This window comes from Mesorhizobium sp. P2_B5, assembly GCF_056404775.1.
In genome coordinates this window covers 359,612-376,951 of record NZ_JBFUDJ010000002.1, presented here as the reverse complement: position 1 = coordinate 376,951, position 17,340 = coordinate 359,612, and the positions used below count along the sequence as shown (strand labels likewise).

Below are 17,340 nucleotides of genomic sequence, written 5' to 3'. Positions count from 1 at the left end.
CCTCCCTCTCTCCGTTCTTCACGGGGAGAGGGTAAGGGTGAGGGGCAGCGCCGACGCGGTTCAATATGGTGCCCATGAAGAAAGTTCTGATCCTCGGCGGCACAACAGAAGCGCGCCAATTGGCCGGAAAACTGGCGGCGGATTTCCTCGTCACCCTGTCGCTCGCCGGCCGCACCGAAAGCCCGGTCGCGCAAGGTGTGCCGGTGCGCAGCGGCGGATTTGGCGGCGCTGATGGGCTGGCCGCCTATCTCGAGGAAACGCGAACCGACCTGCTGATCGATGCCACGCATCCCTATGCGGCGCGGATTTCCGCCAATGCGGCGCAAGCCGCGCGCCTGACCGGCGTGCCGATCCTGGCACTGCGCCGTCCCGGCTGGGAGCCTGTCGAAGGCGACCGCTGGACGCTGGTGGATACGGTGGGCGATGCCGTGCATGCGCTTGGAGAGGCGCCGCGCCGTGCCTTCCTGGCACTCGGCCGACAAGAGGTCGCGACTTTCGAGGCTGCGCCCCAGCACCACTATCTCATCCGCAGCGTCGATCCGGTCGAGCCGAAACTGGCGGTGCCGGACGCCGCTTACCTGCTGGCGCGCGGGCCGTTCCGCGAAGCGGAGGAACGCGCGCTGCTCGAGGAGAATCGCATCGATGTTGTCGTCTCCAAGAACAGCGGCGGCGAGGCGACCTATGGCAAGATCGCGGCGGCGCGGGCACTCGGCATCGAGGTGGTCATGGTGCGCAGGCCCGCCCTGCCGGACGTGCGCTGCGCCGAGACCACCTATGAACTCGCCGCGCTGGTCGATCATTTGCTCGACCCTGTCGCGGAGCGCGGCGTATAGACCAGCGCCGGCTTGTCGCCGCGCTTGATGATCCTTGTTTCAGGCGAGCCGATGATGATGCAGGTCGCCATATCGGCCTTTTCGGCCTCAACGTCGGCCAGCAAAAACACCTCGATGCGCTCATCCGGCCGGCCGGCTGCGCGGCCGAAGATCACCGGCGTGGTGCCGGGCAGGATGGCGGTCAGGCATTCGAAGGCGCGGCCGAGCTGCCACGGGCGCGCTTTGCTGATCGGATTGTAGAGCGCGATGACGAAGCCGGCGCCGGCCGCCGCCAAAAGGCGCAGCTCGATCAGCTCCCACGGCTTCAGATTGTCGGACAGCGAGATGGCGCAGAAATCATGACCGAGCGGCGCGCCGATGCGGGCCGCGACCGCCAGCATGGCGGTGACGCCAGGCACGACTGCGACATCGACCGCGTGCCATTCGGCCGGGCCGGCCTCGATCGCCTCGCAGACGGCCGCCGCCATGGCAAACACGCCAGGATCGCCGCCGGAGACGACAGCGACATCATGGCCCTCGGCAGCCTTGACCAGCGCGTCCTTGGAGCGGGCGAGTTCCTCGCGATTGTCGGAGGCGACGCGGGTCTGGTCAGGGCGCAAGTCGAGCCGGTCGAGGTAAGGCTTGTAGCCATAGAAGAATTTTGCTTCCGCCACGGCGCGGCTGGCTTCCGGCGTGACCTGATCGGCATTGCCGGGTCCGAGGCCAATAACGGTGAGACGGCCGCTCATGGCTTGGCACCCAGTCCCATAGCACCAGGCCGGCCGGACCAGCCGGCGACCAGCACGATGGCGAAGTAGGGTGCCTTGTCGTCCGGCTTGTCGGCTAGCCGCATCGAGACGCTGCCGGCCATGGTGCCGCGCTCGACATAGACAGCGCGGGTCAATTTGCCTGTCGCCTCCAGCGCCCGCCTGATCTTGGGCAGGTTGCGGCCGACCTTCATGATAACAGCGGCGTCGGTGTCGGCCAGCCGGCGAGTGAGTTCGAACTCGCTCATCGTTCCGGGCAAAACCGTCAGCACATCGTCGCCCTGGACGATCGGCACACCGGTCTGCGACCAGCATCCGGACATGGCGGTAACGCCGGGGATGACCTCGGTCGGGAAGCGATGGGCGAGGCGCACATGCAGATGCATGTAGGAGCCGTAGAACAGCGGATCACCTTCCGACAGCACCGCCACCATCCTGCCGGCCTCGAGGTGTTCGGCTACCTTTTCGGCCGACTGCTCGTAGAAATCGGTGATCTGCGAGCGGTAGTCGTCGTCGTCCTTATCGATTTCGGTGGTGACGGGGTAGAGCAGCGGCAGTTCGAGCATGTCCGGGCGGAAGCGCGCCTCGACGATGGCGCGGGCATTGCTGTTGTTGCCGCGCTTGGCGAAATAGGCGACGATATCGGCTTCGGCCAGGACGCGCGCGGCTTTCAGCGTCAGCAGTTCGGGGTCGCCGGGACCGGTGCCGATGCCGACAAGGCGGCCTTTGGGAAGCGCGTTCACAGGCCGGGCCTCGCCAGCGAATTGAGGGCGGCAGCGGTCATCGCGCTGCCGCCGAGACGGCCGCGAACGATGGCGTAGGGCACGCCATAAGAATTCTCGGCCAATGCATCCTTGGATTCGGCCGCGCCGACAAAGCCGACCGGCATGCCGATGATGGCCGCCGGCTTCGGCGCGCCGTCGCGCAGTTTTTCCAGGAGATAGAACAGCGCCGTCGGCGCGTTGCCGATGGCCACAACCGAACCGGCCATGCGTTCGCCCCACAGGTCGATCGCGGCGGCCGAGCGGGTGTTGCCGATGTCTTTGGCAATGTCGTGCGTGCGCGGGTCGCGCAGCGTGCAGATCACCTCGTTGCCGGCGGGCAGTCGTGCGCGGGTGACGCCATGCGAGACCATTTCCGCATCGCAGAAGATCGGCGCGCCGGCCGCCAAGGCGGCACGGGCGGCCGCGACGAAGTCAGGTGAGAAAACAAAATGACTTGATGCTTCGACCTGGCCGCAGGCATGGATCATGCGGATGGCGACATCGGCCTCGGCTTCGGAAAAGCGCGACAGGTCGGCCTCGGCGCGGATGATGGCGAAGGAGCGCTCGTAGATCGCGTTGCCGTCATGGATGTAGTCGTAGGCGGCCATGCTCATTTCCTGTCGGTAGGCTTCGGCGATTGCCGCCGGCCCGAGCCTTGTCAGACAAGCGGCGGCGGTTTCGCCCTGAAATCGTGCGCTGCGGATCGCTGCTGCGACGTGACTGATGCCGCGCGCGGCGTCATAGCCCGGCCTGTAGCCCGCAGGAAGGGCCTTTGCCGTCGCGTTCACGACAAGTCCGGCTCCGTTTTCGCCGCCGACTAATGTTAGCGCCGCCGGGCCGGGGTGTGCGCAGCCCTTGGCACAACCGGAAATGTGCAGGGTGAAGTCGAGGATATCGGCGTTTTCGGCGGCGATGGTTTCGGCGATATCGCGCGTGGCGATCTGGCCGGAGGCGCAGGCAGGGGTGCCGGGGCAGGCGGCGATGCGGGTGCGGGGGTCGGCGGCGGAGGTGACGAAACTGAGGGCGGCGGCGGTGGTTTGGAGGAGGTGGTTTACGACTGGTGGTTGGCCGAGGAAGAGCAAGGCACGGCCGGGGGCGAGGCGAATTTCGGTGGCGCCGAGGCTCGAGGCTTGGCTGGCGAGGTCACTAAGGTTTTGGGCCGGCATGCTGCCGAAAGGCAGGCCGATGCCGAGCGCGGTGGCGTCGTCGGTTATGGGGAAAAGACCGATGGGACTGCTGATCTCCCCCCTTGCGGGGGAGATGTCCGGCAGGACAGAGGGGGGTGTGACGGAGTGCCAAGCTGCAAGAGAGGCCAACTGTCTTTGCGATAAATCCCGAGCGTGCGCCTCACGGCCTTTTTCGGCGACCATCCTCAGTGCAGCGACGGCGATATCTCTCGCGACATCCGCATCGACCTTCGCCAATACCTTCGCGTTTCGACCGTCGCCGCCAACCGACACAGCCCACACGACGCCATCGCCGGCCCGCACCGCCTTCAGCCGCACATCAGCCGTCACCGCATCCATCATCAGTTTCCCGCCGCCATCCACGACCACCGACACCTTCGGCCCGAGCCTCGGCGTCAGCCCGGCATCCTCAACCGCCATCCTGATCCGCTCAGCCAGCGCCCGTGGATCGGTAACCTCCTGTGGATCGATGCCCGCCAGCGGCCCGGTCTCGACCGGCACGCCGATGCGCACCGCAATGCCCAGCGCATCCACCTCCGCCGCCAGCAGGGCTGCGCTTTCCGCCGTCAGCCCGCGGATCTGCAGGCTGCCGCGCGCCGTCACCTCCATGATGCCGTTGCCGTGCCGCAGGGTGGATTCGCAGAGTCCGATCAACAGCTTCGGCGACAAACCTCTGGCAGATGGGCCTCCAGCAACGGGGTTGAGCCTGACCAGCAGGCCGTCGCCGGTCTGCATCGGCGCCGACAAAGCCGGACAGGCGCCACGCCTTGAGGAGGCGTTCATGCCGCTACCCCGAGCGCTTCGGCCTCGGCGATCAGCGCGGCAAGATCGTCGTCGACGGAATTGCGCAAGGGATGCCAGAGGCCACGTCTGCGCGCCGACAGGAAGCGTTCGGCGATGACTTTGGCGGCAGCGGGGTTTTCGCGCAGGATGAAGGCGCGCACGTCGGGATCGCCGACATAAGCGTCATGCACGGCCTCGATCAGCGCGCCCGAAATGGCGTGTGTGGTTTCGGCAAAGCCGATGAGGCGGTCGACGGTCTCGGCGAATTCGGAAGCGCCGCGCGGGCCGTGGCGCATCTGGCCCGATATAAACCGCGCGTTGACCGCTCGTGCTCGCACCACGCGCGATACGGCTTCGCTCACCGAACGCGGTTTAGGTTTCTGCGGATCCGTCGTGTCGAGCACGATCACGTCGGCATTCCTGCCCAGCGCCGCAAGCGCGGCCGAAAAGCCGCCGATGAAGGCGACATCGGCCGAACCTTCGAGAATGTCGCGGCCGGGGTCGTCGCCGGTGTGGACGAGAAGATCGGCCTCGGCGATGCGGGTTTCGAAAGCGCCGGGGGAGGCGATGCCTTCGCCCTCGGCGCCGCCATAGGCATGCGATGTGGCATCGAGATAGGCGCGGCCGATTTCTTCGCGCATGCCCCAGTCGCCGCTCGACAACAGGTCCTCGATGCCGGCGCCATAGGTGCCGGGCGAGGTGCCGAAGATGCGCGGGCTGAGCTTGCCGTCGGCGCGGGTTTTGGCGGCGAGCGGATTTTCCGAATCGTCCTCGTCGCGCGCGGCAACGGCGTTGGCGGCAGCGTCGACCAGCGCGATCTGGGTCGGGAACATGTCGCGGAACAGGCCTGATATGCGCCAGGTGACATCGACGCGCGGGCGGCCGAGCGTGGCCGGAGGCAGCACCTCGATGCCGGTGATGCGGCCTGTTGCAGAATCCCATTGCGGACGACAGCCCATCAGCGCCAGGCCCTGCGCGATTTCCTCGCCGCCGGTTCGCAGCGACGCCGAGCCCCAGAGATCGATGACCAGCGAGCGCGGCCAGTCGCCATGCGATTGCATGTAGCCGCGCACCACTTCTTCCGCTGCCGCTCGGCCCAGATCATAGGCGGTCGGCGTCGGCATGGTGCGCGGGTCGGAGGTGAACAGGTTGCGGCCAGTGGGCAGCACATCGGAGCGGCCACGCGCCGGCGCGCCGGCCGGACCGGCCTTGACGTGACGGCCGTCGAGCGCGGCCAGCAGCGCAGACTTCTCGGCAGCAACGCTTTGCAGGCGCATGGCATCTGGTTCGTCGTCGGGTGCCCGGCCGTAGATATGCAGACCGTCCTTGATGGCGAAATCCTTGAGATCGCAGAGCCAGGCGTCGATGCGACGCAGCGCCTCGTCGGGCGCGTCGGTTTTGGCGACGCCGGCTTCGGAGGCAAGGCCGGTCTTTCGCGCGGTGTCGACGATCAGTTTTGCGAGGCGGTCGCGGCGGCGGCGGTCGAGGCCGTCGGCCTGGGCGTATTCGTCGACCAGCCGCTCGAGTCTGTGCTGTTCTTCGTCCAGTCCCGCGCCGGCCAGCGGCGGCGGCAAATGGCCAAGGGTGACGGCAGCGATGCGCCGCTTGGCCTGCGCGGCTTCGCCTGGATTGGAGACGATGAAGGGATAGATGACCGGCAGCGGGCCGGTGACGACCTCGGGAAAGCAGGCTAGCGACAGCGCGACCGTCTTGCCGGGCAGCCATTCCAGCGTGCCGTGCGCGCCGACATGGATGAGAGCATGGATGCCGAGCGATTTGCGCAGCCACAGGCCGAAGGCGATCAGATCGTGACGTGGAGGGAGCGTCGGGTCGTGGTAATCGGCGCGGCGGTCGGCCGAGCGGCCACGATCGGGGGCCAGTGCGACTGTGATGTTGCCGAAGGTGGCGGCGCGGAAGGGGAAGTGCTTTTTGCTTGATAGTGAAGGTTGGCGTTCTGTCACTCCCCCCTCTGGGGGCGCCTCGCGCAAACCTGTCCCGTCTGCCTTGCCCCAAGCATCCTCCACCGCAGCCATTGCCGCTGTCGGTAACCCTGTCGAGAGCGAGACATAGTCCTCCAGCTTCAGCCCTTGCCCGCCCGCCTCCAGCAAATCCAGCAACGCGCGCGGCGATTGCGGAATCGCTTCAACGGCGTAGCCCTGTTCCCTCAGGTCATGCAGCATCGCCAGCACGCTGGATGGCACGTCGAGGCCGACAGCGTAGCCGGTGCGGCCGGGGGCGCTCGGATAGTCGGGAATCAATATCGCCAGCTTGCGCGCCGCGCGAGCCGTCTCCTGCAGGCGAATAAACGCCGCTACCCTATCCGCCACCTGCGCCACGCGATCCGGTTCCGGCCGGTTGGCGAAGGCGCGGTGGCCGAGTGCGGGGTCGGTCTCGCTTTCGCCCTTGAAGGAAATCGCGCCGGCAAGGATGCGGCCGTCGAGTTCGGGCAGCACGACATGCATGGCAAGGTCGGCGGGCGCCAGACCGCGCTGGTTCTTGTCCCAGACGTCGCGGCGAGTGGTGGCGACGATGACCTGGAAGACCGGCACGCCGGCGCGGTCGAACAGGGTTTCCACGCCGGGCTCGGCACCGGAAGCGAAGGCGGTGGCTGTGATGATGGCGGCGGGTTTGAGCGAGGCAAGCGTGGTTTCGACGAAGGCGAGGGAGGTGGCGTCTTTCAGGCTGGAGACGAAGATCGGGACCGGGGTGATGCCGCGCTGGCGGAGTGCATCAAAAAGCGCGTCGATGGGCGCGACATCGGCAGCCAGCAGCATCGAGCGGTAGAAGAGGATGGGGATGATGGGTGCGGGGGGATTGTCGGCGTCGCGTTCCCGCCCACCCCCCTCTGTCCTGCCGGACATCTCCCCCGCAAGGGGGGAGATTGCGCTGTCATCGGCGATTTCGCCAATCTTGGATGGTCCAGACAGATTCTTGTCCAACGGCGCAGAAGAGGGGCCGGCTTTGGTGACGGTTGATCTCCCCCCTTGCGGGGGAGATGTCCGGCAGGACAGAGGGGGGTGTGAAGGATCGCCAACGTCGACAACTCCACGCCCCGGCTCATAAAACCCGGCTTTCGGCACCGCGACCGGCTCGGCCGCCGCCACATCCGACCCGGCCAGCCCTGCCAGCCTGCGCATCAGTGCGCTCATATTCTCCGGGCCGCCCTCGCGGAAATAACCAAGCAAGGCGTCCAGTTCCTCACGCGGCAGCGTCGAGGCTTCGATCAGGCGCAGGTCCTCGTCGTGGCCTTCGCCGGGCAGCAGGGCGAGTTTGATGCCCCGCTCACGGGCGATTGCTGCAAGCTGGTCGCAGCCGTAGCGCCACCAGTCGTAGCCGCCGAGGATGCGCACCAAAATCATCTTGGCGTGGCGGGCGACGCTGTCGACCCAGAGGTCGACGGACATGGGGTGGCGCAGATCGCGGAGCGCCGCCAATCGCATCGAGGGCAGGCGGCCGGCATCAGCCTTCCATGCGGCCGCCAGCCCGGCCAGATCGCTGTCGGTGAAGGACAGCGCCACGACATCCGCCGGCGTCTGCCGGAGATCGACCGGCTCGGCGAGATCGTCGAGCGAGGCGGATGTGGTGGTGAGGATGTGCATCGCGGCTCGTGCCTGAGATCAGCCGGCGAGTATACGCTCGATCGCCGGGCGGTTCAGCCCCTTGAGGCCAATGACGACGAGGCGCGAGCGGCGGTCGTCCTCGGCCGTCCAGGCGCGGTCATAGTAATGGTTGACGCGCGGGCCGACGGCCTGCAGCAAAAGCCGCATCGGCTTGCCGCCGACATCGACGAAGCCTTTCACGCGCAGCACATTCTCTTCTTCGGCAATGGTGGTGACGCGCTTTGCCAGTTCGTCCGGATTGGCGATCGAGGGAATGTCGACGATGAAGGTGTCGAAGTCGTCGTGCTCGTGGTCGAAAGCGCCGTCATGGTGCGACTTGCGGTTCTCGATATCGTCCTCGACGGCGAGGCCGAGGCCCAGCAGGATCGAGGGATCGACCTTGCCATGCGCGGTCGCCACGATTTTTACAGCGCGGGCAGAGTGTTCGCCGATGATGGCGTTGGCGCGGGCCGAACCGGCTGAATCCATCAGATCACTCTTCGACAGGATGATCAGGTCGGCGCAGGCGATCTGGTCCTCGAACACCTCTTCGACCGGGTCGTCATGGTCGAGCGTTTCGTCCTTGACCCGCTGCGCCTGCAGGGCGTCCATGTCGTTGGCGACACGGCCTTCGGCCAGCGCCGGGCCGTCGACCACGGCGATGACGCCATCGACGGTCACCCGGCCTTTCACGCTCGGCCACTGGAACGCCTGGACCAGCGGCTTGGGCAGCGCCAGGCCCGAGGTCTCGATCAGGATGTGGTCGACCTTCGGCGTCAGCGCCAGGATCCGGTCGAGGGCCGGCACGAAATCGTCGGCGACAGTGCAGCAGATGCAGCCATTGGCCAGCTCAACGATGTTTTCCTCGGGGCAGGTGTCGATGCCACATCCCTTGAGTATCTCGCCGTCGATGCCGATGTCGCCGAACTCGTTGACGATGATGGCAATGCGCTTGCCGCCGGCATTTTCCAGGAGATGGCGGACCAGCGTCGTCTTGCCGGCGCCGAGAAAGCCGGTGACGACGGTGCAGGGAACACGGGAGAGATTGCCGGCCGGATTTGGAGCGTTCATGGTCAGTCCTTCAACATGTCGAGGGGTGGGATGCGGGCAACGAGGCCGCGCTTGAGGCTATCGGGCCGGCCGCGCCAGGGGATGAGGCCGTCCGTCGAGGTGGCGAAGAGCTTGGCGCCGGTGACGAGATCGGCGCCGCTGGTCGCGGTCAGGTCGCCGAAGACATAGCTCCAGCAGCTGTCGCGCAGGATCGCAGCGCTGAGCCGACGCTTGCAATTGCCGAGGCATTCGACGGTGCGGACACGGATGTCGCCGGCAGCGGCGCGGCGCGTGTCCTCAGCCAGCAATTCGCCGGCGCGGGGATGGGCGTCTGAGCCGGTCTCGTCGCGGCAGGAGGCGCAGACGATGACGGTGACGCCGACCAAGGCGTCGCCATCGGCGGGCGAAATATCCGCTGTGCCAGCCGAAAAACTGCTGTTCTGGTCCAAAAACCGGGCTCCTTGCCCGGAAACCCGCCAGGCGATCGGATTCTTCTGTCGCAGACGGCAGGTCTCCTGGCTCGCGGGTCATCGCCTTGGTAGCCGCCTTCCCGGTGTTACCCAGTGGCTTTCGGCCTTGGCTCGTCGCTTACAGTTGCGGGGACAGCCGCGGATTTGGGATTTTGTCCCGCACCGCATTCCCTCTTGGCCCCAGCCGTTGCGGGCAGGGGACCGTCTGCAGCGGATTTAGGCTTTTGCGGGCAGCACTGTCAACGCACGGCTACGACATGGCAATGTCGGCCAAAGGCTGTCCCAAATCGCCGGCCGGCGTCACTTCGATGCGCTCGAGGCCAAGCCAGCCCTGCATCTGCTTCAATTCCTCGAAGAGTTGTGCGGCGGTCTCAGGTGGCGCTTTGGGTTCGGCATAAGCCGCGTGGACGCGCAGCACGCTGGCGGGACGGTCGGCTTTGAGGTCGACGCGCCCCACGATCCGGTCGCCGAGCAGGAAGGGCAGGACGTAATAGCCGTATTGCCGCTTGTCGGCAGGCGTGTAGATCTCGATGCGGTAGCGGAAATCGAACAGACGCTCGCTGCGCGAACGCTCGAAGACGACGGGGTCGAACGGCGCCAGCAAGGCACGGGCTTCGATTTTTCGCGGCAGGCGGGCGTCCTTGTGGAGGTAAGCCGGCTTGTCCCAGCCTTCGACGCGCACCGGCAACAGCTCGCCCGTCTCGACCAACTCTTCCAGCCGGCCCTTCATGTCGGCCGGCGACAGGCGGAAATAGTCGCGCAAATCGCCAGATGTCGCGATGCCGTGGGCGCGGGCGGAAATGCGCAGCAACTCGCGGTGCGCGTCCTTGGCGGCCGGCACCGGCAGATCGAGGATCGCCTGCGGCAGCACGCGCTCGGGGAGGTCGTAGAAGCGCTCGAAGCCGCGACGGTGGGCCGTGGTGATACGGCCGGCCCAGAACAGCCACTCGAAAGCATGCTTGGCATGGCTCCAGCCCCACCAGCCGCCCGAGCCCTTCTGGCCTTCGAGCGCCGAAGCGGCGATCGGACCGCGCTCGGCGACCGCGCGGTAGATCTCCTCGATATAGGCGGCGTGCTCGCGGCCCCATTTGGCGAGACCGAGATACATTTCGTCGCCGCTCTCGGCACGCTGCATGCGCCAGCGCATCAGCGGCCAGGTCTCGACCGGCAGGAACGAGGCCTCATGCGCCCAATATTCGAACACCGTGCGCTTGCGGGTGACCGCGGCATTGTCGAGCAAAGCCAGCGGGTAGGGGCCAAGGCGCGAATAGAGCGGCATATAGTGGGCGCGCACCACGGCGCTGACGGAATCGATCTGCAGCAGGCCGGTGCGCGAGAGCACCCGGGCGAGGTGGCGGCGGTCGGGTGTGCCGCCCGGCCGGGGGTCGGCAAAACCCTGCGCGGCCAGTGCGATCCGCCTGGCCATGGCGAGCGATATTTTGTCCTTCATCAAGATGCCTTTGCCCTGGTCCCTGTTCGCGCATTTTTTGCCGGTGATTCCGACCATGCTAGCAGGCAAATGGCGGGAGACATGTCAGGAGACAAAAGTGGAGTAAAAGGTGAAGGAAATCAAACAGGAGCGGATCGGACCAGTTTTTCCCGACCTGCCGTCCAGCACTGCGTTTTGAACAAGGTTTGACTTGCTTCGCCGAAAGCCCTGCGCTAACCCTCGCCGCGTTGCAGCATAGGCACCTAAAACGGTTCAGCGGTTAAACTGTCACGCTTCCGCATTAGGGTTGGTTGCTGTAATCAAAGTGGATTGGCCGCCAACGGAAAGCCGCAGCATGAACGCACTGCTCAGTTCGTACCTGCCCATCGTCCTCTTCATCGCCATGGCGGCGGTCGTCGGCCTGGCGCTTATCATAGCGCCGTTCCTGGTGGCCTACCGCAGTCCCGACCCGGAAAAGCTTTCCGCCTATGAGTGCGGCTTCAACTCTTTCGACGATGCCCGCATGAAATTCGACATCCGCTTCTACCTGGTGTCGATCCTGTTCATCATCTTCGACCTGGAAGTGGCCTTCCTGTTCCCGTGGGCGGTGTCGTTCTCGAAGATCGGCATGCTCGGTTTCTGGTCGATGATGGTGTTTTTGGCGGTGCTGACCATCGGCTTCGCCTATGAATGGAAAAAAGGAGCGCTGGAATGGGATTGAACGACAGTTCCGGTACGCTCGTCGCGCCGAAGCCCAAGGGCCTGATCGACCCCAATACCGGACGTCCGGTCGGTTCTGACGACCCGTTCTTCCTCGAGATCAACAATGAACTCGCCGACAAGGGGTTTCTGGTCACCTCGACCGAGGCGCTGATCACCTGGGCGCGCAGCGGCTCGCTGATGTTCATGACCTTCGGTCTGGCCTGCTGCGCTGTCGAGATGATCCACACCTCGATGCCGCGCTACGATTCGGAGCGCTTCGGTGTTGCGCCGCGCGCCTCGCCGCGCCAATCCGACATCATGATCGTGGCGGGAACGCTGACCAACAAGATGGCCCCGGCTTTGCGCAAGGTCTACGACCAGATGCCGGAGCCGCGCTACGTCATCTCGATGGGCTCCTGCGCCAACGGCGGCGGCTACTACCACTATTCCTATTCGGTGGTGCGCGGCTGCGACCGCATCGTGCCGGTCGACATCTATGTCCCTGGCTGCCCGCCGAGCGCCGAAGCGCTGCTCTACGGCATTCTTCTCTTGCAGAAGAAGATTCGCCGCACCGGCACGATCGAACGGTAAATCCATGGCCGCATCCCTTAGCGAACTGTCGACCTATCTCGGCGAAAAGCTGCCGGGTCGCGTCACCGATGCGGTGTTCGCCTATGGCGAACTGACGATCTCGGTCGAGCCCGGCGACCTGATCGACGTGGCGACCTTCCTGCGCGACGATCCACGCTGCCAGTTCATCTCGATCATCGATGTCTGCGGCGCCGACTATCCGTCACGGATCAAGCGCTTCGATGTCGTCTATCATCTGTTGTCTCCGAAGCAGAATTTGCGCATCCGCATCAAGGTCCAGGCCGACGAAGAGACGCTGGTGCCGTCGCTGACATCAGTCTATCCCGGCGCCGACTGGTATGAGCGCGAGACCTACGATCTCTATGGCGTCCTGTTCTCCGGCCATCCGGATCTGCGCCGCATCCTCACGGATTACGGCTTCGAGGGTCACCCGCTGCGCAAGGATTTCCCGCTGACCGGTTTCGTCGAAGTCCGCTACGACGACGAGGCCAAGCGCGTGATCTACGAGCCGGTGGAATTGAAGCAGGAATTCCGCAATTTCGATTTTCTTTCCCCGTGGGAGGGCACCGACTACGTGCTGCCCGGGGACGAAAAAGCCAAGACGAATTGAGGCGCCAGAATGGCCGAAACCTCCGTCCGCAATTTTAACATTAACTTTGGACCTCAACACCCTGCGGCGCATGGTGTTTTGAGGTTGGTGCTTGAGTTGGACGGTGAGGTCGTGGATCGCGTCGATCCGCATATCGGCCTGCTGCATCGCGGCACCGAAAAGCTGATCGAGCACAAGACCTATCTGCAGGCGGTGCCTTATCTCGACCGGCTCGACTATTGCGCGCCGATGAACCAGGAACATGCCTTCGCGCTTGCCGCCGAGCGGCTGCTCGGTATCGAAGTGCCGAAGCGCGGGCAGCTCATCCGCGTGCTTTATTGCGAGATCGGCCGCATCATGTCGCACATCCTCAATGTGACGACACAGGCGCTCGACATCGGCGCGCTGACGCCGCCGCTGTGGGGCTTCGTCGAACGCGAAAAGCTGATGGTGTTTTATGAGCGGGCTTCCGGCTCGCGCATGCATGCCGCCTATTTCCGCCCCGGCGGCGTGCACCAGGACCTGCCGGCGAAGCTGGTCGAGGACATCGGCAAGTGGATCGATCCGTTCCTGAAGTCGCTCGACGATCTCGACAGACTGCTCACCGGCAACCGCATCTTCAAGCAGCGCAATGTCGATATCGGCACCGTGTCGCTGGCCGATGCCTGGGCCTGGGGTTTTTCCGGCGTCATGGTGCGCGGTTCGGGCGCTGCCTGGGATCTGCGCAAGTCGCAGCCCTATGAATGCTATTCCGAGATGGATTTCGACATCCCGATCGGCAAGAACGGCGACTGCTACGACCGTTACCTGGTGCGCATGGAAGAAATGCGCCAGTCGGCGAAAATCATGCGCCAGTGCGTCGATCTGTTGCTCGGCAAGGAAAGCACCGGCCCGGTATCGAACCTCGACGGCAAGGTGGTGCCGCCCAAGCGCCAGGCGATGAAGCGCTCGATGGAAGCGCTGATCCATCATTTCAAGCTCTACACCGAGGGCTATCGCGTGCCGGCCGGCGAGGTTTATGCGGCTGTCGAAGCGCCGAAGGGCGAGTTCGGCGTCTATCTCGTCTCCGACGGTACCAACAAGCCGTACCGCTGCAAGCTGCGCGCGCCGGGCTTCGCGCATCTGCAAGCCATGGACTTCCTTTGCCGCGGCCACATGTTGGCCGACGTCACCGCCGTTCTCGGCTCCCTCGACATCGTGTTTGGTGAGGTCGATCGCTAAATGTCAGTCCGCCGTCTCGCAGAAGCCAGCGTCCAGCCAGCGTCCTTCGCCTTCAACCGGGCGAATGCGGCAGCGGCCAAGCAATGGATCAAGAAATATCCGAAGGGTCGCGAGCAGTCGGCGATCATTCCCTTGCTGATGATCGCGCAGGAACAGGAAGGCTGGGTCACCAAGGCGGCGATCGAGACTATTTCCGACATGCTCGGCATGCCGCGCATCCGTGGGCTTGAGGTTGCGACCTTCTACACGCAGTATCAGCTCAATCCGGTCGGCACACGCGCGCATATTCAGGTCTGCGGCACCACCCCCTGCATGTTGCGCGGCTCGGAAGCGCTGATGGACGTGTGCCGCTCGAAGATCCACCACGACCAGTTCCACACCAACGACAAGGGCACGCTGTCGTGGGAGGAGGTCGAGTGCCTGGGCGCCTGCGTCAACGCGCCGATGGTCATGGTCTTCAAGGACACGTTCGAGGATCTGACGCCGGAACGGCTGGCCGAAATCATCGATCTCTACGATGCGGGCAAGGGCGCCTCGGTTCCGACGGGACCGCAGAACGGTCGAACCGGCTCGGAGCCGGCTCCCGGTCTGACGACGCTGAAGAGCGAAAAGGCGATCCTCAAGGCGACGCGCGACAAGGAAGCCAAGGCGGCGACCAAAGCTGCAAGAACGGCGCCAGCCGCGGTTGCGCCGGCCGCTACGGTTTCGCAGGCGCCTGCCGCAGCGCCGGTTGCTCCGTCCAAGGCCGGCAAGCCAAAGACCGATGCTCCAGAGACCAGTCCGGCTCTGAAGTCGCCATCGCCGGTCAAGGTCGCGCCCGAGGTGGAAAAAGCAGCGAGCGTTGCCGCGCCGCTGCATTCAGCTGCCAATGCCAACCTGGCTGCGCCGGAAGTCGAGGAGGTCTCGAAACAGCGTAGCGGCTCCAGGAACAAAGCCGAGCCGGCGACTGCCTTCAAAGCGCCGGAAGTCAAGATTCCAGCTGCCAGGCCGGCAAAACCGTCGCTCAAAGACAAGAACCGTCCGGCCGGCATCGACAGGCCGGTCGCGGTCGACGATCTCAAGCTGATCTCGGGCGTCGGCCCGAAGATCGAGGGCATCCTGCACACTCTGGGCATCTTCACCTTCGCGCAGGTCGCTTCGTGGAAGAAGGCCGAGCGCGACTGGATGGACGGCTATCTCGCCTTCAGTGGCCGCATCGACCGCGACGACTGGGTCGGCCAAGCCAAGGCGCTCGCCAAGGGCGGCGTCGCCGAATACATCCGCGTCTTCGGCAAGAAGCCGGTCTGAGGGACGAAACATGCTTCAGGATCAAGACCGCATCTTCAACAACATCTACGGCCTCTTCGACAAGTCGCTGGCCGGCGCCATGGCGCGCGGTGCTTGGGACAACACGCCCGGCATCATCGCCAAGGGGCGCGACTGGATCGTCAACGAAATGAAGGCGTCGGGCCTGCGCGGCCGTGGCGGCGCCGGCTTCCCGACCGGGCTGAAATGGTCGTTCATGCCCAAGCAGAGCGACGGAAGGCCGAGCTATCTCGTTGTTAATGCCGACGAATCCGAGCCCGGCACGTGCAAGGACCGCGACATATTGCGCAACGATCCGCACACGCTGGTCGAGGGCTCGTTCATTGCCGGCTTCGCCATGGGCGCGGTCGCCGCCTACATCTATGTGCGCGGCGAGTTCGTCAGGGAGCGCGAGGCGCTGCAGCGCGCCATCGACGAGGCCTATGAGGCCAAGCTGATCGGCAAGAAAAACACGTCCGGCTACGATTTCGACATCTACATGCATCACGGCGCCGGCGCCTATATCTGCGGCGAGGAAACCGCGCTTCTGGAAAGCCTCGAAGGCAAAAAAGGCCAGCCGCGGCTGAAGCCGCCATTCCCGGCCAATGTCGGCTTGTACGGTTGTCCGACAACCGTGAACAATGTCGAGTCGATCGCGGTGGCCCCGACCATTCTGCGCCGTGGTGCGGCCTGGTTCTCGTCCTTCGGCCGGCCCAACAATGTCGGCACCAAGCTGTTTTGCATCTCCGGTCACGTCAACAATCCGTGCACCGTCGAAGAGGCGATGTCGATCCCGTTCCGCGAGCTGATCGAGACGCATTGCGGCGGCATTCGCGGCGGCTGGGACAATCTGCTTGCGGTCATTCCGGGTGGCGCTTCGGTGCCGCTGGTGCCGGCAGAGCAGATCATCGATGCGCCGATGGATTTCGACGCGCTGCGCGACCTGAAATCGGGCCTCGGCACGGCGGCTGTCATCGTCATGGACAAGTCGACCGATATCGTGAAGGCGATCGCCAGGCTGTCCTATTTCTACAAGCATGAGAGCTGCGGCCAGTGCACGCCGTGCCGCGAAGGCACGGGCTGGATGTGGCGGGTGATGGAACGGCTGGTGCGCGGCGAGGCGCAAAAGCGCGAGATCGACATGCTGCTCGACGTCACCAAGCAGGTGGAAGGCCATACGATCTGCGCGCTAGGCGACGCGGCGGCATGGCCGATCCAGGGGCTGATGCGGCATTTCCGCGGCGAGGTGGAGCGGCGTATCGACGAGTTTTCGCGCAACGCGCACCGGGCCGAGCCGGTGATGGTGGCGGCGGAATAGATTTGAAATACGGGCGTGAAGCCCGGGACTGAAACATGCGGGGCGGGCAGACGAAGAAACGACCAGGAGATTTCTATGGCGCCGTATTCGAACCCTTTGATGCCCAATTTGGACCAGCTTGAGAAGATGAACCAGGATTTGACCAGGATGATGCCGAAGGAGATGGCCAGCGCCGTCAACCTTCTCGCGCATCCTGTCGCCGGTGCTGCCGCCATGTCGGCGCTTGGCTTCGGCCTCGCCAACCATGCCTTTGGCGTGTGGCTTGGCGCATGGTCGGGTGCTGTCGAGACATCGCAGCGGATTTTCCAGCCGATCATCGACGATTTCGAGCAGCGCGCCGAGCGTTATTCGGAGACCGCCCCCGCCACCAAGGCGCGCGCGGCGACCAAAACCCTGATCGCCGAGGCGCAGACCTTCGCCCAGGACGTGACCGATATTGCCGCCCGCACCGTCGATGCCGAGCCGGAGAAGGCGGACCCGGTCGCCGAAGACGCCACGACCGGATTGATGCCGGAGGATTTCAGGCAGCCCAAGACGATAGCGCGTCCGTCCAAGCCGTCTGATCTCAAGGCGATAGCGGGCGTCGGGCCGAAGCTGGAAAAGGTGCTGAACGGCCTCGGCATCTGGACCTTTGCCCAGATCGCCGCATGGACACCGGAAGAGATTGCCTGGGTCGAGGATTACCTGTCGCTCAAAGGCCGCGTCGGCCGCGACGAGTGGACCCGCCAGGCGGCGGCGCTGACGCTCGCCGCCAAGGCGAAGAGGTAGGGGGCA

At 65.0% G+C, this 17,340-nt stretch carries 15 protein-coding genes, 1 pseudogene and 1 riboswitch; of the genes and pseudogenes, 8 read left to right on the top strand and 8 right to left on the bottom strand.

Annotated elements, in window-relative coordinates:
• The first annotated feature begins 74 nt into the window (after positions 1 to 74).
• Positions 75 to 833, top strand: coding sequence for a cobalt-precorrin-6A reductase (locus AC1D1N_RS08315; RefSeq protein ID WP_477347809.1), 759 nt, complete (start codon positions 75 to 77; stop codon positions 831 to 833).
• Here AC1D1N_RS08315 and AC1D1N_RS08310 read toward each other — a convergent pair.
• From AC1D1N_RS08310 to AC1D1N_RS08275, 8 genes and pseudogenes are all read right to left on the bottom strand, one after another.
• Positions 797 to 1,561, bottom strand: coding sequence for a precorrin-3B C(17)-methyltransferase (locus AC1D1N_RS08310; RefSeq protein WP_477347807.1), 765 nt, complete (start codon positions 1,559 to 1,561; stop codon positions 797 to 799). The two genes, AC1D1N_RS08315 and AC1D1N_RS08310, sit on opposite strands and share 37 nt — an antisense overlap.
• A complete protein-coding gene (locus AC1D1N_RS08305) occupies positions 1,558 to 2,322 on the bottom strand; it encodes a precorrin-2 C(20)-methyltransferase (RefSeq protein WP_477347805.1) in 765 nt (254 codons plus the stop codon). The genes AC1D1N_RS08310 and AC1D1N_RS08305 overlap by 4 nt, the downstream gene beginning before the upstream one ends.
• Entirely contained in the window at positions 2,319 to 2,951 is a 633-nt protein-coding gene (locus tag AC1D1N_RS08300) for a precorrin-8X methylmutase (protein WP_436262018.1), read from the bottom strand. Before AC1D1N_RS08300 ends, AC1D1N_RS08305 begins: the two co-directional genes overlap by 4 nt.
• A gap of 9 nt (positions 2,952 to 2,960) precedes the next feature.
• Positions 2,961 to 4,313 (bottom strand): annotated as a pseudogene (cobG, locus tag AC1D1N_RS08295) (precorrin-3B synthase); the annotation flags it as partial.
• Complete coding sequence (gene cobN / locus AC1D1N_RS08290) at positions 4,310 to 7,912, bottom strand: cobaltochelatase subunit CobN (protein WP_477347803.1); 3,603 nt, start codon at positions 7,910 to 7,912, stop codon at positions 4,310 to 4,312. The gene cobN and the pseudogene cobG, both read right to left, overlap by 4 nt.
• Before the next feature lie 18 nt (positions 7,913 to 7,930).
• On the bottom strand, positions 7,931 to 8,983 hold the full coding sequence (gene cobW / locus AC1D1N_RS08285; RefSeq protein ID WP_477347801.1) for a cobalamin biosynthesis protein CobW: 1,053 nt from the start codon (positions 8,981 to 8,983) through the stop codon (positions 7,931 to 7,933).
• A gap of 2 nt (positions 8,984 to 8,985) precedes the next feature.
• Positions 8,986 to 9,411 carry a DUF1636 family protein gene (locus AC1D1N_RS08280; protein ID WP_192257660.1) on the bottom strand — a complete coding sequence of 142 codons (426 nt, stop codon included), beginning with the start codon at positions 9,409 to 9,411 and terminating at the stop codon, positions 8,986 to 8,988.
• A gap of 39 nt (positions 9,412 to 9,450) precedes the next feature.
• Positions 9,451 to 9,653, bottom strand: a riboswitch (cobalamin riboswitch).
• 29 nt (positions 9,654 to 9,682) lie between these two features.
• Positions 9,683 to 10,882 (bottom strand): winged helix-turn-helix domain-containing protein, encoded by a 1,200-nt coding sequence (locus AC1D1N_RS08275; protein WP_477347799.1) that lies wholly within the window; start codon positions 10,880 to 10,882, stop codon positions 9,683 to 9,685.
• 334 nt (positions 10,883 to 11,216) lie between these two features.
• Here AC1D1N_RS08275 and AC1D1N_RS08270 point away from each other — a divergent pair, with 334 nt between their 5' ends.
• From AC1D1N_RS08270 to AC1D1N_RS08240, 7 genes are all read left to right on the top strand, one after another.
• On the top strand, positions 11,217 to 11,582 hold the full coding sequence (locus AC1D1N_RS08270; RefSeq protein ID WP_477347797.1) for an NADH-quinone oxidoreductase subunit A: 366 nt from the start codon (positions 11,217 to 11,219) through the stop codon (positions 11,580 to 11,582).
• The gene (locus AC1D1N_RS08265; protein WP_023670824.1) at positions 11,573 to 12,154 is read left to right on the top strand and encodes a NuoB/complex I 20 kDa subunit family protein; all 582 of its coding nucleotides are present in this window, start codon (positions 11,573 to 11,575) and stop codon (positions 12,152 to 12,154) included. The genes AC1D1N_RS08270 and AC1D1N_RS08265 overlap by 10 nt, the downstream gene beginning before the upstream one ends.
• Positions 12,155 to 12,158: 4 nt before the next feature.
• Complete coding sequence (locus AC1D1N_RS08260) at positions 12,159 to 12,764, top strand: NADH-quinone oxidoreductase subunit C (protein ID WP_477347795.1); 606 nt, start codon at positions 12,159 to 12,161, stop codon at positions 12,762 to 12,764.
• Between the two features lie 9 nt (positions 12,765 to 12,773).
• Positions 12,774 to 13,964, top strand: coding sequence for an NADH-quinone oxidoreductase subunit D (locus AC1D1N_RS08255; RefSeq protein WP_352559271.1), 1,191 nt, complete (start codon positions 12,774 to 12,776; stop codon positions 13,962 to 13,964).
• Positions 13,965 to 15,251, top strand: a complete 1,287-nt coding sequence (locus AC1D1N_RS08250; protein ID WP_477347794.1) for an NADH-quinone oxidoreductase subunit E — start codon at positions 13,965 to 13,967, stop codon at positions 15,249 to 15,251.
• A gap of 10 nt (positions 15,252 to 15,261) precedes the next feature.
• Complete coding sequence (nuoF, locus tag AC1D1N_RS08245) at positions 15,262 to 16,566, top strand: NADH-quinone oxidoreductase subunit NuoF (protein WP_477347792.1); 1,305 nt, start codon at positions 15,262 to 15,264, stop codon at positions 16,564 to 16,566.
• A 75-nt stretch (positions 16,567 to 16,641) separates the two neighbouring features.
• Positions 16,642 to 17,334, top strand: coding sequence for an NADH-ubiquinone dehydrogenase (locus AC1D1N_RS08240; RefSeq protein ID WP_477347790.1), 693 nt, complete (start codon positions 16,642 to 16,644; stop codon positions 17,332 to 17,334).
• Positions 17,335 to 17,340: the final 6 nt, after the last annotated feature.

Excerpts from the sequence above, each read along its gene's own strand:
- AC1D1N_RS08260 (WP_477347795.1), top strand. The coding sequence starts at position 12,159 with ATGGCCGCATCCCTTAGCGAACTGTCGACCTATCTCGGCGAAAAGCTG.
- cobW (WP_477347801.1), bottom strand. The coding sequence starts at position 8,983 with ATGAACGCTCCAAATCCGGCCGGCAATCTCTCCCGTGTTCCCTGCACC.
- cobN (WP_477347803.1), bottom strand. The coding sequence starts at position 7,912 with ATGCACATCCTCACCACCACATCCGCCTCGCTCGACGATCTCGCCGAG.
- AC1D1N_RS08240 (WP_477347790.1), top strand. The coding sequence starts at position 16,642 with ATGGCGCCGTATTCGAACCCTTTGATGCCCAATTTGGACCAGCTTGAG.
- AC1D1N_RS08255 (WP_352559271.1), top strand. The coding sequence starts at position 12,774 with ATGGCCGAAACCTCCGTCCGCAATTTTAACATTAACTTTGGACCTCAA.
- nuoF (WP_477347792.1), top strand. The coding sequence starts at position 15,262 with ATGCTTCAGGATCAAGACCGCATCTTCAACAACATCTACGGCCTCTTC.
- AC1D1N_RS08270 (WP_477347797.1), top strand. The coding sequence starts at position 11,217 with ATGAACGCACTGCTCAGTTCGTACCTGCCCATCGTCCTCTTCATCGCC.
- AC1D1N_RS08250 (WP_477347794.1), top strand. The coding sequence starts at position 13,965 with ATGTCAGTCCGCCGTCTCGCAGAAGCCAGCGTCCAGCCAGCGTCCTTC.
- AC1D1N_RS08310 (WP_477347807.1), bottom strand. The coding sequence starts at position 1,561 with ATGAGCGGCCGTCTCACCGTTATTGGCCTCGGACCCGGCAATGCCGAT.
- AC1D1N_RS08275 (WP_477347799.1), bottom strand. The coding sequence starts at position 10,882 with ATGAAGGACAAAATATCGCTCGCCATGGCCAGGCGGATCGCACTGGCC.
- AC1D1N_RS08315 (WP_477347809.1), top strand. The coding sequence starts at position 75 with ATGAAGAAAGTTCTGATCCTCGGCGGCACAACAGAAGCGCGCCAATTG.
- AC1D1N_RS08300 (WP_436262018.1), bottom strand. The coding sequence starts at position 2,951 with ATGGCCGCCTACGACTACATCCATGACGGCAACGCGATCTACGAGCGC.
- AC1D1N_RS08265 (WP_023670824.1), top strand. The coding sequence starts at position 11,573 with ATGGGATTGAACGACAGTTCCGGTACGCTCGTCGCGCCGAAGCCCAAG.